14 protein-coding genes are annotated in these 15,711 nt (G+C 51.1%); 4 read left to right on the top strand and 10 right to left on the bottom strand.

Annotation, left to right across the window (positions count from 1 at the left end; genetic code table 11):
• Positions 1-96: 96 nt before the first annotated feature.
• On the bottom strand, positions 97-1,296 hold the full coding sequence (locus tag OCU43_RS01790; protein ID WP_091355021.1) for an acetylornithine transaminase: 1,200 nt from the start codon (positions 1,294-1,296) through the stop codon (positions 97-99).
• A gap of 695 nt (positions 1,297-1,991) precedes the next feature.
• Between OCU43_RS01790 and OCU43_RS01785 the strand changes: the two genes are divergently transcribed.
• A complete protein-coding gene (locus tag OCU43_RS01785; protein ID WP_091355019.1) occupies positions 1,992-2,894 on the top strand; it encodes a transferrin-binding protein-like solute binding protein in 903 nt (300 codons plus the stop codon).
• The gene (locus tag OCU43_RS01780) at positions 2,857-4,122 is read left to right on the top strand and encodes a surface lipoprotein assembly modifier (protein WP_175483445.1); all 1,266 of its coding nucleotides are present in this window, start codon (positions 2,857-2,859) and stop codon (positions 4,120-4,122) included. The genes OCU43_RS01785 and OCU43_RS01780 overlap by 38 nt, the downstream gene beginning before the upstream one ends.
• Before the next feature lie 5 nt (positions 4,123-4,127).
• Here the strand turns inward: OCU43_RS01780 and OCU43_RS01775 are convergent, their stop codons facing one another.
• The 7 genes from OCU43_RS01775 to OCU43_RS01745 form a co-directional block, all read right to left on the bottom strand.
• On the bottom strand, positions 4,128-5,696 hold the full coding sequence (locus OCU43_RS01775) for a class II fumarate hydratase (protein ID WP_217647395.1): 1,569 nt from the start codon (positions 5,694-5,696) through the stop codon (positions 4,128-4,130).
• Positions 5,697-5,767: 71 nt separating this feature from the next.
• A complete protein-coding gene (locus tag OCU43_RS01770) occupies positions 5,768-6,907 on the bottom strand; it encodes a flavohemoglobin expression-modulating QEGLA motif protein (RefSeq protein ID WP_091355014.1) in 1,140 nt (379 codons plus the stop codon).
• A complete protein-coding gene (locus OCU43_RS01765; protein ID WP_091355011.1) occupies positions 6,904-7,410 on the bottom strand; it encodes an MgtC/SapB family protein in 507 nt (168 codons plus the stop codon). The genes OCU43_RS01770 and OCU43_RS01765 overlap by 4 nt, the downstream gene beginning before the upstream one ends.
• Positions 7,411-7,431: 21 nt before the next feature.
• On the bottom strand, positions 7,432-9,690 hold the full coding sequence (ptsP, locus tag OCU43_RS01760; RefSeq protein ID WP_091355008.1) for a phosphoenolpyruvate--protein phosphotransferase: 2,259 nt from the start codon (positions 9,688-9,690) through the stop codon (positions 7,432-7,434).
• Positions 9,691-9,887: 197 nt separating this feature from the next.
• Complete coding sequence (locus OCU43_RS01755; protein WP_091355005.1) at positions 9,888-11,402, bottom strand: ArnT family glycosyltransferase; 1,515 nt, start codon at positions 11,400-11,402, stop codon at positions 9,888-9,890.
• A 217-nt stretch (positions 11,403-11,619) separates the two neighbouring features.
• Positions 11,620-12,267 carry a 2OG-Fe(II) oxygenase gene (locus OCU43_RS01750; RefSeq protein ID WP_245756507.1) on the bottom strand — a complete coding sequence of 216 codons (648 nt, stop codon included), beginning with the start codon at positions 12,265-12,267 and terminating at the stop codon, positions 11,620-11,622.
• Between the two features lie 138 nt (positions 12,268-12,405).
• A complete protein-coding gene (locus OCU43_RS01745) occupies positions 12,406-12,873 on the bottom strand; it encodes a hypothetical protein (protein WP_139203136.1) in 468 nt (155 codons plus the stop codon).
• A 298-nt stretch (positions 12,874-13,171) separates the two neighbouring features.
• On the opposite strand from OCU43_RS01745, the gene OCU43_RS01740 reads away from it, so the two are divergent.
• Together OCU43_RS01740 and OCU43_RS01735 are read left to right on the top strand one after the other, a co-directional pair.
• Positions 13,172-13,375 carry a hypothetical protein gene (locus OCU43_RS01740; RefSeq protein ID WP_091354998.1) on the top strand — a complete coding sequence of 68 codons (204 nt, stop codon included), beginning with the start codon at positions 13,172-13,174 and terminating at the stop codon, positions 13,373-13,375.
• Between the two features lie 159 nt (positions 13,376-13,534).
• The gene (locus OCU43_RS01735) at positions 13,535-13,840 is read left to right on the top strand and encodes a c-type cytochrome (protein ID WP_091354995.1); all 306 of its coding nucleotides are present in this window, start codon (positions 13,535-13,537) and stop codon (positions 13,838-13,840) included.
• 72 nt (positions 13,841-13,912) lie between these two features.
• On the opposite strand, the gene OCU43_RS01730 is transcribed toward OCU43_RS01735, so the two are convergent.
• Both OCU43_RS01730 and pomA read right to left on the bottom strand, forming a co-directional pair.
• The gene (locus OCU43_RS01730; RefSeq protein ID WP_091354993.1) at positions 13,913-14,866 is read right to left on the bottom strand and encodes a flagellar motor protein MotB; all 954 of its coding nucleotides are present in this window, start codon (positions 14,864-14,866) and stop codon (positions 13,913-13,915) included.
• A 14-nt stretch (positions 14,867-14,880) separates the two neighbouring features.
• Entirely contained in the window at positions 14,881-15,645 is a 765-nt protein-coding gene (gene pomA, locus OCU43_RS01725; RefSeq protein ID WP_091354990.1) for a flagellar motor protein PomA, read from the bottom strand.
• Positions 15,646-15,711 lie beyond the last annotated feature (66 nt).

Here is a 15,711-nt window from a genome sequence, read left to right as displayed (position 1 = left end):
CACCCCACATTTACAGGGTTGTTTAACAGTTTTTTGCTTCCGGACGATCCCGGAACCAGGTTTGATTTCACAAAAGGCGCACCATCACAGCAATAGTTATTTGGCGACCAGCGTTCTTAATACACCGGCCAGTAGTGCAATGCCTTCATCCACCTCTTTTTCAGTCAGCGTCAGTGCAGGCATAAACCGCAGGGAGTCCTCTCTGGGCGCATTCAGCAATAGCCCTGCGTCTCTGGCCAGTTCAACAATCTTCGGACCGGAAAAGGGACCGGTATTGATCGCCAGTAACAGGCCTTTACCCCGAATCGCTCCCAGACCAAATTCTTCAGCCAGCTCAGACAACCGCTGACAAAAATACTCGCTGACCCGGTTCACCTGTGGTAGAAAGTCTGCAGCCAACACCTCTTTCAGCACTGCGCCGGAGACGGCACACATCAGCGGATTACCGTTGTATGTGCCTCCCTGATCACCAGGATCAAAACAGCTGACCGTTTTATCGATGACCATCGCCGCAATCGGCACACCACCCCCCAGGCCTTTACCCAGCGTCATAATATGCGGCTCAGCCTGATACTGCTGATAGGCGAACAGACTGCCCGTACGGCCGATACCGGTTTGCACTTCATCCACGACCAGTAACAGATTATGCTGTTTACACAGCGCATCCAGTCCGGCAACAAACTCAGCATCCGCCGGGATCACTCCCGCTTCACCCTGAATCAGCTCCAGCATTACCGCAACAGTCTGATCATCAATGGCGGCTTCAGTAGCCGCCAGATCATTATAGGGCACCTTGGTAAAGCCGCTCACTTTCGGCTCAAACAGTGGCGCAAACGCCTCTTTACCGGTAGCCGACATCGTAGCCAGTGTCCGGCCATGGAAGCTCTGCTGGAAGGTAATGATTTTAAACGCACCACTTTTGTTCTTCTGACCCCACTTCCGCGCCAGCTTAATCGCCCCCTCATTAGCTTCCGCACCACTGTTAGTGAAGAACACCTGATCAAACCGGGAGTTCTCGCATAGCATCTCTGCCAGGTTCAGCATCGGCTGATTATAAAAAGCCGGGCTGGGGTTGATCAGTTGCGATGACTGTCTGATCAGAGCCTGCTGCATCAGCTTCGGACTGTGGCCCAGGGTGTTAACCGCCCAACCCTGAATCCAGTCAAGATAAGCGTTGTCATTCTGATCAAACAGATAGTGGCCCTCTCCACGGATAAAACAGAGCTCAGGCCGTTTAGTAATCGGGATCAGATAGTTTTGCTTCGCTACAACGTCGGTGACAGAATGAGATTCCATCTGTTTATTCCTTAAAAAATAATTAATTCGGGCTTCGCCGCTCTTGCACATCAATTCGCCCGCGGCATAGCGTAAATTCTGGACAAAAAAAACCGCAGGGGTTACCTGCGGCTCTTTGAGTATTTTGCTGGCTCAGACGGTTATCGTCGTCGGCCCACCACACCCAAACAGACACAGGTATACGATACATGGCGTCGCAATGTATTCAGGTATTCAGTCACTGATATTGGTGTGTTTTGAGATGGTTTCATAATGGCGCGAGTATCGGACTAATTTGCGTCACGGTCAATACAGAATATTCACTATTTTGATGAAATAGCACGCGGAACAACAAGCCATATATTTTTTCGTTCCGGATTATAAACAAATCGAAAAATACGACTAAAGGATAATAAAAAACAACTTCACAAAAATAATATTGAAATAGTCGATAATCTATTGAGCTGTATACCGAAAAAAGCGTGTCAAACGCTTGATTCAAACAGACATACTTCATAAGATTCTTGCGAAACAGGCGGCACTGGCTTTTGAATTTTAAAAAATCAGACAGGGCAGTTCAGCCACAAATATTATGACACCGGAACGTCGGGTAGTTGCTTAACTATCTGCTGAATGACACAGCGACAATATCTGATTTCTAAAAGAAAGCAGATCGGTCAGATGGAATTTAACCGGTATTTGCAAAGGAATGACAGATGAATAATTCTCTGAAAGCAACGCTTCTCTGCTGCAGCGTCTCACTGCTGGTTACCGGGTGTGGCGGTGGAGGCGGCGGTAGCAGTGCAGTTGTTAAACGCTCATTCACCAGCTTCAGCGCTATTCCGCCAAACACAATAGTTGATATTGAAGGGCAGTCAGTGGAATCCAGTTATGTTGCCAACTCTACATCTGTAACAAGTATTACTGACTTAGGCACAGACTCAACGGCTAAAGCAACCCTGACTTACGACTCCAACGGCAATATCTCAAAGTTATCAATAGCCACAGATAACGGCACAGTTAGTTGGGACTCATCGTCAGATTCTTTTTCCTATTCAGCACCAACTCTGGAAGTTCTTTCAGCCAACGAGAGCAACTATGGCGTAGCAATAGTTGCTGAAGATATGGGCTGGGATTACCAGACCCTCGGATCATGGGTCACCGGTATGGGAGATATCAACAGCGCCGGTCGAATTGGCTCAATATCTGTAGGGTCCCGCACCGATGGTAGTGCAGTTCCCACGACAGGAAGCGCCACCTTCGTTGGTATTACTTCTGGGGTTTATATTGATTCGGCGGGAACGGCTTTCTTTGTTGCTGGTAATACATCAATCAATGCAGACTTTTCAGCCCGAAGCCTGAACTTCACCACCTTTAACAATAACACGGTTAATGGGAATACCGGGGCGACAGGGGTTAATTCAGACCTCAATCTTTCCGGCACCCTGACCTACGCTGCAGGGTCTAATAATTTTTCCGGTTCAGTGAACGGTACCGGCCTGACAGGCTCAGCTAGCGGCTACTTCTATGGCCCCTCTGCTGAAGAGGCTGGCGGAACCTTTGCTCTCACCGGTAGCGGTGTTGAAAACTACACCGGCGCCTTTGGTTCCAAGCAGTAAGTTGCCCATCAAAATAAATCAGACTATCGGTTTACTGCTCTCTTCACTGGTATGGCTTAACAGCTATGCCGGTGAAGAAAAACCTGCAAGCCCTCCCCCCGTCAAAACCGAGAAGCTGGCGACCGAACAAAAGCTGCAGTCGCTGTTTGTGATGGGAGGGATAGCGCTGCAACAGGGAGATTACCCCCTGGCCGCAATTATCTTCCGTGAGATTCTGAAGCAGGAATACAGTCCCCGTGTAGAGCTTGAACTGGCCAGAGCACTATTTCTGGCGGGCGAGTTTTCAGCATCAAGAGAGATATTCAACTCAGCGCTGGACTCTGGCGGCCTGCCCTGGCCGGTAAAGCAGAAGGTCTATCTGTATCTGCAAGAGATTGATAACGCAGTGGGGTTTGTGGATTTCTCTGTCGCCCTGGTCAGCGATGATAACCCAACCAGCTTTACCTCAAAAAAAGAGATTACCATTCTTAACAACACCTATACCGTTCCAGAAACTCAGGAAGCACTGGGGTTAAACTATAAACTGCTGGGTGGAATTCCACTCTCTGACAACCTGCTTACTCAGGCCTATGCCACTCTTTCCGTACGTGATTTTGAACAGAGTTCATTAGACAGCTACACTCTGGATACCGGCATACGCTATACCCCCGCTGAAAAGCGCAACGTCTTGTTATCCGCTGGGGTAGAGAACCACTGGAACTCCCAATCCGGAAATTACCGTTACCCCTATGTCAGTGTTAAATACAGTCCCAGAATTACTGATCAGTTCAGCCAGGTGATTGAATACTCCATTGGCCGTCTCGACTTTGAAAAGGCTGATCATCTCGATACCACGCTACAAACGGTAGCTGGCAAGCTGATTGTCCCCATTGGTGAGAAATCCCGTTTTCTCGGGGGCTTAACCCTGACAAACTCCCACGCCAGAGAAAAGCCCTATTCCTATCGCTCTACAGCGCTGTCTGCTGCCGTTGAAATTCCCGTTGATTCCTGGAACGTAGAAGTGGGTGGTCGGTATACAAAAGCAGACTATGGTGATACAGATCCGTTTTTCAACCAAACAAGAAACGATAAAAAAACCGTCTGGCATATTAATCTGCTAAACCGGGATATCGACTGGAAAGGACTCACCCCCATGTTAGGAATCTCTTTTGAACAGGGAGAATCATCCATTGATTACTTCACTTATGACAGAGTGATGTTCACCGCTGAGCTAAGATCCTACCGATAAAGAGCTCAGCGCTTCACTTTTAACTGCTGATCCAGCACATCGCGCATCAAAGATTCAAACGCCTGCTCCTCGAAATACCCCAGCACCTGCGCGGCGGTTGAAAGCGAGCTGTTGTTCAGGTGCGCTTCGTGAACAATCGCAGACGCCGTATCATAGCCAATCTGCGGAGCCAACAGGGTGATGATTGACAGATTATGCGCCATATTCGATCTGATCTGCTGTTGGTTCAGTGCCAGTCCCGCCACACAATGCACGGCAAACGAGTTCATCGCATCGGCTAACAATCCGGTGCTTTCCATCAGATTATGGATAATCACCGGGCGATAGGTATTCAGTTGCAGCTGGCCCTGCGAGGCCGCCATCGACACCGTCAGATCGTTACCAAACACCTGCAGGCACACCATGCTTAGGGCTTCGCACTGGGTTGGATTCACTTTACCCGGCATGATCGAGCTGCCGGGCTCATTGGCGGGCAGTTGCCACTCATTCAGGCCGCAGCGGGGGCCACTACCCAGCAGACGAAAATCATTGGCCAGTTTCAGCAGCACCGCGGCCAGCTGCTTCAGGGCAGCACTGAAACGCAGTGAGGCATCCTCACCGGAGACCGCCGCATAAAGATTTTCATGGCGGCTGAAGGGCAGGCTGTATCGTTGTGCCAGACCCGCGGCAACCTCATCGCCAAAGCCCTCCGGGGCATTACTGCCCGACCCCACTGCTGTGCCGCCTATTGCCAGTTTACAGACCGCCTTCAGACTTTCCTGTATCGCCTCTGCGGCCTCTTTCAGCTGTGTGATGTGTGCCGACAACGCTGCACCCACTGTCACCGGCAGCGCGTCCATCAGGTGGGTGCGGCCCACGGTATAGATAGCGGCAAACTCTGTCTGTTTATCATTCAGTGCGGTCATCAGCTGATTGAGCGCAGGCAGCAGTATGTCATCGCTTTGCTGCGCCACGGCCAGACGCATCGCCGTTGGAAATACATCATTGGAGGACTGGGACATATTGACATGATCGTTGGGGTGAACCTTCGCACCGTCCTCAGATGCATCTTCGCCCGGGTTCAGTGCCCGGTTAGCCAGAGTGGTGATCACCTCATTGACGTTCATATTGGTCTGGGTACCCGAACCGGTTTGCCACACCCGCAGGGGAAACTGGTCCCGATGGTTACCGCCCAGCAGATCGTCGCAGGCCTGGGTTATGGCGTCATACAGATCGTCCGGGAGTCGTCCCTGACGATGATTGACCTCAGCGCACACCCGCTTTATATGCACCAGGGCATCGATAAAATCCGCTTCAAAGCGCTGTTGGCCGATATTGAAATTGATCAGTGATCGCTGTGTCTGCACTCCCCACAGCGCCCCTTCATCGACGCTGACCGGGGCAAAATACCCCTTAGCCTGTGAGGCGTCATTATGCTGGGCTGCGGTTTTGTCGCCAGACCCGTTGGCTGAATCGCTGTTAGGTGTTGCAGTGTCGCTTTTCTTCATCTCTCCTGTGCCTCCGGTTGTCAGCAGAGGCGAAGTCACAGCCCATGTCAGGGACGCTATCAGTGCAGCCGGTCCTGACATACTCATAAACCTTTAACTCCGGGCGCTGAAACAGCAGCCTCCACTGCTTAAACCATAGACTAAACCCGGTCAGTTCTCTATTTAATCGCATGCGTGATAAATTTCTGAATCGCATCATTCTCTTGTGGATGGGCAATAGCAGGACTGATCAGCTCAGGTTTGAACAGATACCCTTTATCGATCAATCCGGTAATAACCGACAGATGTTCAATTGAAACCTTACCCGACAACAGATTGTTAAAATCGGGGCGGGTTTCATAGGCATTCAGCATCTGATGCAGGCCCTGCAGATAAAGATAATCCTTGGTAAAACCGCCCCCACGATACACCCGGGCAGTAATGGTGAACGCCTGCTCATCGGCAACGTTATGCTGCTCTTTGAGGAACAGAAAGGTTTTCTTGAAATCGTTTTCCTCAACCATCGATTCAACCGCCAGCACCCTTAAAGCAAGGACTTTCAGCCGGGGAAGAGTCATACATCCGGCCAGATACTCACTGAGTATCGCCAGCCCTTCCTGCGTCATGGTATTAACCGGACAACCCATCGACAGGATTTTTAACGGCTGGCGGCGGGCGTTCAGGGTGGTAACCAGATGCACCCCCAGTTCATGATGCGCCAGGGCATCAACTTCCGTTTCAGATACACTGGCTGAGCGGTTAACTTTAACCGTCGTCCCGGACACCAGCGCATTAGCAATCATGCTGTCTTCCAGGCGGATCTGATACTCATAGCCTTCCGTCTGAGCAAACCGTTCAAGCCGGCTCACTATCTCATCCGCGCATAGCATCTCATCACGGCCCGGATCGGGGTCGGGCAGGTGCAGAATAAAGTTAGCATTGCGGATATCTTTTTCGCTGGGTTCGCCATAATAGCGAAACGACTCGTAGAGAAAATCGGCAGTGCCGATCGACTTATACTGATCAATCTTATCCACATAAGACTCGATCACATCGCTGTATAACTGGCTCAGTTCCGGGTCGGCAAGTTTATCAACCGGAAGGTTAAAAAGACTGCGTTTAAGACAGAATGAGTCGACCTTCTGAGTTGCATACACAAACGCCGGGCTGCGGGAAAAACTGGATTCAAAAAACGCAGCTTTTTCCTGCCGGTAGTTCACCGGGCTAACACTGTCCAGAATATTGAAGCCCTTAACCAGATCGTACAACTCATTATCCAGCTTCCTCAACGGTGCTGTTATCAGCTCAGTTGTACTCATAGTTTTGTCCTTCCAGAACGCCCGAGGGTCTGGTCTATTTTTTGATGTACACCGCGGGTCAGCACACGCAGACGGTTTTCAATAAACTCAACACCGCATAAAATCAACACCACCAGCAGCGACAGTTTGATAGCAGGCAGCAGATGGCCCATGCTGATAAGCACGCCTAACGCGGCCAGTATCCAGATCGCTGCGGCCGAGGTTACACCGATGACAGCTCCATGTTTTGACAGCATAACCCCCGCCCCCAGAAAGCCGATGCCAGTGACCACCTGCCCCAACACCCGGGTAGGATCAGAGGTCTCACCCTGCAGCAGCAGTGCGCTGGCGAGAAACAGGTAGGTTCCAACGGTGATCAGCGCGGAGGTCCGGATGCCAACAGGCTTGCCCCTGATCTGTCGCTCACAGCCAATCACTGCACCACAAAAAAGCGCGGTGCCGATTGCACTCCAGTGGTAGGGGGCGATATTAATCCATGCCGCCAGGTCCGTTGATAACGCCATTGTACTCAAAGTCGATTGCCTCTATCTTGGCGTGGTCTCGTTAAATAATAGCTGTTTTGACGCGAGAAACTGCTGTCCCAGCTGGCGGATGGCGGTGGCATTATCCTGCTGCAACGCTTCAGCAAGCAGTTCGCCTGCCTGCTCTCTGGAGATGTTCCGCAAGATCCATTTAATCAGCGGAATCTTCGCGGCACTCATACTCAGCTGTTGAATCCCCATACCTACCAACAGAATGACCGCAACCGGGTCAGATGCTATCTCCCCACAAACGCTCACCGGCAGATCTATCTGCTTAGCCATTGTGCTGATGCGCAGCAACTCATGTATCACAGCGGGATGAAGCGAGTCGTACCATTTCCCGACCAGCGGGCTGTTACGATCCAGCGCCAGCAGATACTGACTCAGATCGTTGGTGCCGATAGAGATAAAGTCGAGCTTATCGCGCCAGAACGGCAGCAAAGAGATACAGCTGGGCACCTCTACCATAATGCCAACTTTGGGGCGGCAGACCTGTACCCCTTCCTCTATCAGTTGATGATGCACTTCATTGAGTATGGCAAGGCACTGGTCCAGCTGCTCGGTTGAAGCAATCATCGGCAACATCAGATGAACATGCTCACTACCAGCTGCCGCCTTCATAAAAGCGCGTAACTGAGTAATTAACAGTGGCTGGTTATCCAGAATATAGCGAATCCCCCGCCATCCCAGCGCCGGGTTTTCCTCTTTCACCAATGGCAGATATGACAACGGTTTATCGGCACCGATATCCAGAGTACGAAAATAGACAGGTTTATCTTTATAGTGACTGATAAGTCTGCGATAGATCTTTTCCTGATCATCTTCAGAAGGCAGACTGGAACGAACCATAAAGGGGACTTCGGTACGGAACAGGCCAATCCCCTCGGCGCCAAATCTCAGCCCGGGCAAAACATCAGCCTGCAATCCGGAGTTCGCCAGCAATGTCACTCTGACATTGTCTTTAGTCACCGCGGGCAACTGACTGTCAGCCTGTAAACGATTTGCCAGTGTCTGTCGTTCAGAGATAATACGTTTGTATTCTCTGAGGGCCGATCTTGTGGGAGAGCAGATCACCTGACCGGCATCACCATCAACCACAACCTGCTCACTGTTCTGGACTGAGACCTCCCCCAGCCCCATCACCGCAGGGATGCCCAGGGCATTGGCAAATACCGCTATATGGGATAGCGAGCCCCCGCCAAAACAGACGATACCCGCCAGCCGGTCAGTAGCCAGATTAACAATATCAGACACGCTGATCTGGTCACCCACCAGAACCAGCGGTTCATTTCCTGCCGGCGCTTGTGGCTCTGAGGTACGCTGCCAGATCTGATAAAGCTTAGCGCCCAGCTGTTCAATATCCTCATGACGGGCCCGAAGGTAGGGGTCATCCATCTCTTTAAATTTATCGGAGAAAAAACTGACCGCTTGCCGGATCGCCCAGGGCAGTTGATAGCCTTGCGCCACCTCATCCAGAATTCGCTGCTCAAATGTCGCATCTTTTAACAGCATCTGATAGGCATCCAGTACTGAGGCAAGCCCCTCCCCCAACGTACTGCAGACGGTGTCGCGCTCTTCCCGCAATTCGCTCATTGCTTCCGCTTTCAGGCTTACCCAGCGCGTCTGCTCGGTTCCTACATCATCGGCTTTCAGCTTCTGAATTTCGGCAAGTCCGGACTCTTTACGAATGAATGCTCTACCCAGCGCTACTCCCTGTGCACCGCTGATCCCCTGATATAACTTTGCTTCAGATGGCGAAACAAACAGGTCCTTTGAATAGGTAGCTATCAGCATCGCCAGGTGGGTTGCCAGGGTAGAGAACAGCGCAACATGATCGGACGGCAACACTTCAGCACGACGGCTCTGCACGACCAGAACACCATTCACCTGAGCACGGTAAACCAGTGGTACGCCACAGAAACTATGGAACTGCTCCTCCTCAGAGTTTGCAACGTAGAAATAACCAGGGTGCTGATCCGGGTCTTTGATATTGATGGTGTTCTGCTGCTGCATCACCTGCCCCACCAACCCCTGCTTAGAGGGAATAACAACCGGATGGTTACGAATCAGTCCACGACTGGCCACCAGCCTCAGACTATCATCCGGCTGCCGCAGATAGAGACTGCATACGTCGACCAGCAGGGTTTCACTGATCGCCTCAACAATGTGCTGCACCTGCGCTTCAATGGTATTTGCTTTCGCGGCTGACTGAATAATCTGTGTGAGTTTAGTAAAGGCACTTTCACTGGAATTCTGACTCATAACACACGCCTTGTTTTGACAACCCTGAGCAACGTTAACCCCTGTCCTGCTCACCGGATAAAGCAAGCGAGACAGACAACATCCCCCTTTACATTAAGTTTATATCGCTCCCGACGCATCAAGACAATCAATTATAATCACTGTGGCTCACTTAATTGCCCCAGTCCGACCGGGTGCCTGACCGACCGCGATATTTATCAGTTTGCCGGGGTATTGCAGAGCGAAGCCGAACTGAGTAGTACAAAACCGAGGCGAAACTCGCCGCGGTCAGAATACTGATAGGGGGCGCTGATATAGCGCTGCTCAGCATCGCTGACAACAATCCCCAGGGCATCAAGATAGTGTGCCAGGCCGGCCGGCATAGCGTCCTGGCGAGTGGCTTTCCAGGCGATCAGACATTGCCCTCCGACGCCGTGCTGGTCCGCGATGAAAAACTCAGTTCTCGGACTCAACAGCCGCGCGCCCTCAAAATAGAGGCCAATATTAGCAGCCGTCAGATTACTATCACCAATAACCGTACCGCCGCTAAAGCCTTCCTGCTCTAGCTGCCCGGCAAGGGCCGCTGAAGGGTACTGCATCCGGTTAGCATTGCTTTTCACATAAGGAGCCAGCCAGAACTGGCTGAATCTCAGAACCATCACGATGAGCGCAAAAAATATAATCACCCAACGCAGCAGTCTCTCACGCCGGAAAGACAATCCTGCCGCTTCCGCCCTGCTAAGCAGATATAGAGGAAAGATAATCAACAGGGGCTGAAACCAGCGGCTCTGAAACTGGGTAATGCCAAACAACAGAATCAGCACCAGACACACCGATAGCGCCACCATCAGAAAGCGGCCCGCGAGCTGCCGGTGAATATTCAGATCACTGCCCGGTAGCGGACGATATAGTGAAGGACACAACAACGTCAGTACCAGCCATACCAGAATCAGGAACTCAGTGATATTCTTCGCCAGGCTGGAGACACCGCTGATAACCCCGGAGAGATAGCCTCCCCCATTGCCCTCACCCACCTGATTGCTGATGAACCCCCTGATCTCATCCAGATGATCCATCGCCCACAACAGATGGGGCAAAAACAGTAGCAGAGCAATAACCGCAGCAACCAAGATACGCCAGTCCATAATCAGACGGCGATACTCCCGTATCGACAACGCCGCCAGCAGCAGACTCAGGGCAAACAGTCCAAAACTGTACTTAGCCAGCATCCCGCTGGCCAGCAATACACCCAGTAATACATAGGCTAAGAGGGAACGCTTCTGATAGATATGGATAGCGGTATAGAAGGTAGCCGCCGCTATCGCCGTCGCCAGCACGGTATGGGTCAGGTCTCTGACCGATTCCCAGGCGATACTGGGAATCAGGAACAACGAGAAAGCCGCCAGCAACGCGATACGCTGATTCCCGATAAGCTTGCCCGCCGTCAGCCAGCTAAACAGATAGATACAAAAAAGTAGCAGCGATTTCAGCAGCGCCAGCGCCAGCACCCCAGTGCCAAACAACTGGAAGAAAAACCACTGTAACCAGCTATAAAGAGGGGGCTGCGTGTTATAGCCCAGCTCTAACTGCTGACCGAGAATCAGTTGCTCAGCCTCATCCAGCTCCAGCGTTCCCCCCATCGCCAGACGAATCAGCAGATGCACCAGGATATAACCGCTCAGCAGATATATAAAAAGGCGGGGGGATGAGGTCGCATTATCAGAGAGGGGCACCGGTAGTCCTTATTCCGAAATGATAGGGGAGACTATGTTATCACTGAGACCGGATAATCCGAATACCGCTGTCGCTGGTATTCACGCTCATAGCCCCACAAGCCCTATGACAGATCGCCCGGAGCGATACACCCGATGTGTTTTCCATGTTGATGTCTCGACAATAGCTTCCCGCATCGCCTCCTGAGCTTCCACTCAGCCAAAGCCGCGGAGGGCATCACAGTTCAGGGTCGACCCGGTTGCGGTCAGATGTGTTGATGCGATACCAGCCAGCAATACTATAACGGTCAGCTCTGGCCGGTAACACCTCATGGGGGAACTCCTCACTCAGGAATACAACCAACGTGCCAAACTCTGGCTGCACAGTAAGCAGAGGGACGCCGCTTTTTTCCGGATAAATAAGTAACTCACCACCATCATTATCTGTCCAGTCCGGATTGAGATAAGTCACCACCGTCAGCACCCGGTTCTGCTGCCCCCTGAAGGCATCGAGGTGGACTTTATAAAAATCACCCTCGCGGTAATGAGCGTAATGGCTCTCAAAGGAAAACAACCCCAGGAACAAGCGCCGGTTCAGCGCCTGCTTCAGACCATCTGTCCATAGCAGCCATTCCTGCCCGGCAGGCGTCGAGTTATCGATCCAGCAGATCTCATCACGCCGGATCGCTTCTACATTCTGATAATCGGCCTGACGACCAATCCCGGCCCGGCTGAAACGATCATCAGGCAGAGTCCTGACCTCCCGAGCCAGCGCCATACCCAGTTTTTCAGGCAACGCCTGGCGGATAACACAATAACCCTGCTGGTAAATCTCATGAGCGATGCGGTCAAATAACTCGCTGGATGACATTGGCGTGCTTCCCATTCGTCACACTACTTAGAAAAGCGCATTTGACAGAAAAACAACGTCACCGGCAATCTATTTCTGCATTCGCTATGAACTAAATAACAAAAACAGAAAGGGGCCGCTATTGCGACCCCTGTTTATGCGGATGATTCAGTGTCAGCTGCGACGATCAGCAGGGCTTCCGCGGCGCTCGCTACGTCCAAATGTGGGTGCAACATCGGTACTACGGACATAACCCACAACACAGCGTTCAGGGTCGATCACTTCACTCAACACCTCGCGCCACTTATCAGAGTTTAAGACCACATGTGAAGAGTCACTAAACTCTAACCAGCCATTTTCAACCATCGCTTTAACCTTGCGGCGAACGGTCTCGTAAGGGATTCCGGTAGCGATACTGATTGAATGATTGTTGCAGGAGAAACCTGCCACATCCTGACGGTCCTGCGCATCTTCGCGCTGACGCAGCGCCCAGAGCGATATTACATTAAAAATGATGGCCGACTTGATATCACCATCAAATACCCGGTAACAGCGAATCAGAAAATCGGTTGAAAAAGAAACAAAGCCCAGCTTCTGAGCCAGTTCATCGGCATCATAACTGGCACGCAGGCTAGTTGGCATACCCCCTCCAAAAATAGATTTTTTAGCGTCTTCAGAGCCAGCCCTGTGAGCAGTATCCTTATCCATTGTCCCCCCCTTGTTATAATTTTATGTAAAGTCCGTTTTACTTGTGCATTTCACCCATTCAGCGGCTTAATCAAACAGATCTCTCATTTTGAGTATAAAACAGAACATATACTATTCCGCCCCTGTCCGACAACAAAAACCCTGTAATAAATAGGAAATTTAACCTTTGAAACTGTTTTGTCATACTTTTCTAAGAAACTATATCGGCTAAATAAAAGAAAGGTTTAAAACAATGAAGACAAACTCAATTGAGCATCAGATCGGACAACTGATGCGGGATGGCCACAGCGCCGAACAGATCATCCATCTTATCGACCTCCCTGCCGAACAGGCGATGTCGCTCTACGCAGACTATATTGAACAGCGTAAACAGCAACAGCTGAGAGCCTCAAACCAGCACAACCAGGCAACCTACGCCATGAGCCTGCGTGCCTGAGAGCCGTTTTTGCTCTGCATCATTTTTTCACGATTCAGCTTCGATTAAGACCTTTTGAGGTATTTACAGTAAGTAGCCATATGCATACACTGCGATGACTAAAAATTCCGGGGCCGGTGATACGGCAGCGATAAACGGATACTAAAAAGGTGAGATGAGATGAAAAAAACGATGATTCTGGCAGTCACTGCCATGCTGATGACCCCTGTAGCTGCCATGGCTGAACGCGATGGTGCCACTCTGTATAACACTAAGTGTATGGCCTGCCATATGACTGGCGCAGCAGGAGCACCAATATTTGGTAATGCTGAACAGTGGGGCCCTCGCGCTGCAAAAGGTATCGATGCTCTGCTGGTCAGTGCAACTAATGGCCTGAATGCAATGCCACCCAAAGGCACCTGCATGGATTGCACCGAAAGCGAACTGAAAGGTGCTATCCAGTACATGCTGGATAACTCTAAATAATAGAGCTCAGATTAAAAAACCCGGATTTTCCGGGTTTTTTATTGTCTGAAGAACTTCAGATCTACAACCGCTTCAGAACACTTCCTGAGGTTCTAACGGGCCGAACTCTTTATCATTCGCCCCCTGCGCTTTAAGTTTTTTCAGTGCTTCAGGGTCATCCCCTTTCTGAATAATAATCTCTACCCGACGGTTCATACTACGGTTTTCTGCGGTATTGTTTGGTGCCAGAGGCTTAGTATCGGCATAGCCGATAATGGTAAAGCGGGACTGATCGATACGCGGATCGGCAAACAGCTCATGGCCAACCGCCAGAGCCCGGGCGGTAGACAGCCCCCAGTTAGACTCATACTGCCCGCCAGACACGGGAATATTATCGGTATGCCCCTCGATAGCCACTTTACCTCCGACATTCAGCAAAACATCACGGATCTTGGCTATGACAGGTATATAAGCGAACTTTAATTCAGCAGAACCGGAATCAAACGAGCCTTTCTCCTTAACACGAATGACAATCTTGCGGCCATCGGTATCGACCTCAACACTTCCCTGACCTATCTCCTGCCGCAAAGCCGCTGCAAACTCAACCGCCTCTTTCTTCGCTGCAGCCTCAGCCTGAGCCTCCATCTGCTGCAGCATCTGTTGCAACTTGTCCGCCGTTTCCCCTTCCAGCTTATCACTGATATCAGATTCCCCCTCCTGGGTTCTGACGTCCAGGGTCTGCAGGTCATTATTGAGAGTCATCTGCCTGACTTCATTCAGGGGTGTAGGCTCCGGCCGGCCGGGGCTGAACTCCTGTGCAATAATACTGGTTCCCTTGGGAATATCCTGAACCTTAATCTGATTTTGCACCCCAAACGCCTCGCGCATCGACCCCGCCAGCTGCTTAAACTTCAGTACATCCATCTCCGAAAATGACAGCAGCAGTACGAAAAAGCACATCAGCAGCGACATCAGGTCGGCGAAGGTTGCCAGCCATCCGGGAAGACCTGCGGGACAGGGGGGACACTCGAGTTCTTCATCACTCATCTTAGTATGTCCCTTTAAGCCTCTTCTGCAGCGACTGCACGTTTCGATTCAGGCAGATAGTTGCGTAACATCTGTTCAATCACCCGGGGGTTCTGACCCGCCTGAATGGCTAACAAACCATCGATAATAAGCGCCTGATTGAGGCTTTCCTCCTCTTTGCGGATAGAGAGTTTATCGGCAATTGGCAGGGCGATCATGGTTGCCACCATTGCACCATACAGAGTGGTCAGCAGCGCGACAGCCATCGCTGGCCCAATCGATTTTGGATCAGACATATTTGACAGCATCTGCACCAGACCCACCAGTGTTCCGATCATCCCCATCGCCGGAGCCACATCCCCCATTGCCTGGAAAATGGTGATACTGGTCTGGTGGCGATCCGTTGTCAGCTTCATCTCTTTATTCAGCAGCGTTTTGACAACCTCTGGATCATGACCATCCACCAACAACTGGATGCCCCGCTGCATAAAATCACTGCTGACCTCTTTATCTTCAAGTGAGAGCAGCCCCCCTTTTCGGGCAGCATCAGCCAGCTCCACCGTTTCAGTGATAATCTCTTCCGGACTGACCGATTTGAACAGAAATGCTTTGGCGGCGACTTTACCAACGCTGAGAAACTGTCCCAGCGTAAATTTCATCAACACCACCAGCAGCATACCGCCAATAACGATCAGCATTGACGGTACGTTGACAAACACACCGGGATCACCACCGAGCACCATTGCGGCGATAACGATGCCTAATGAACCAATCAATCCAACAAGTGTTGCTAAATCCACACAAATCCCCTTCGTGTCTCTGACTGCTTCAGCTCTCTGAACGGTCTGAACAGTCATACGTTATCG

It is taken from the genome of Amphritea atlantica (genome assembly GCF_024347255.1).
In the GTDB taxonomy this organism is placed as follows: domain Bacteria; phylum Pseudomonadota; class Gammaproteobacteria; order Pseudomonadales; family Balneatricaceae; genus Amphritea; species Amphritea atlantica.
Note: the sequence above shows the minus strand (reverse complement) of the source record. Positions and strands in the feature narration are given on the sequence as shown.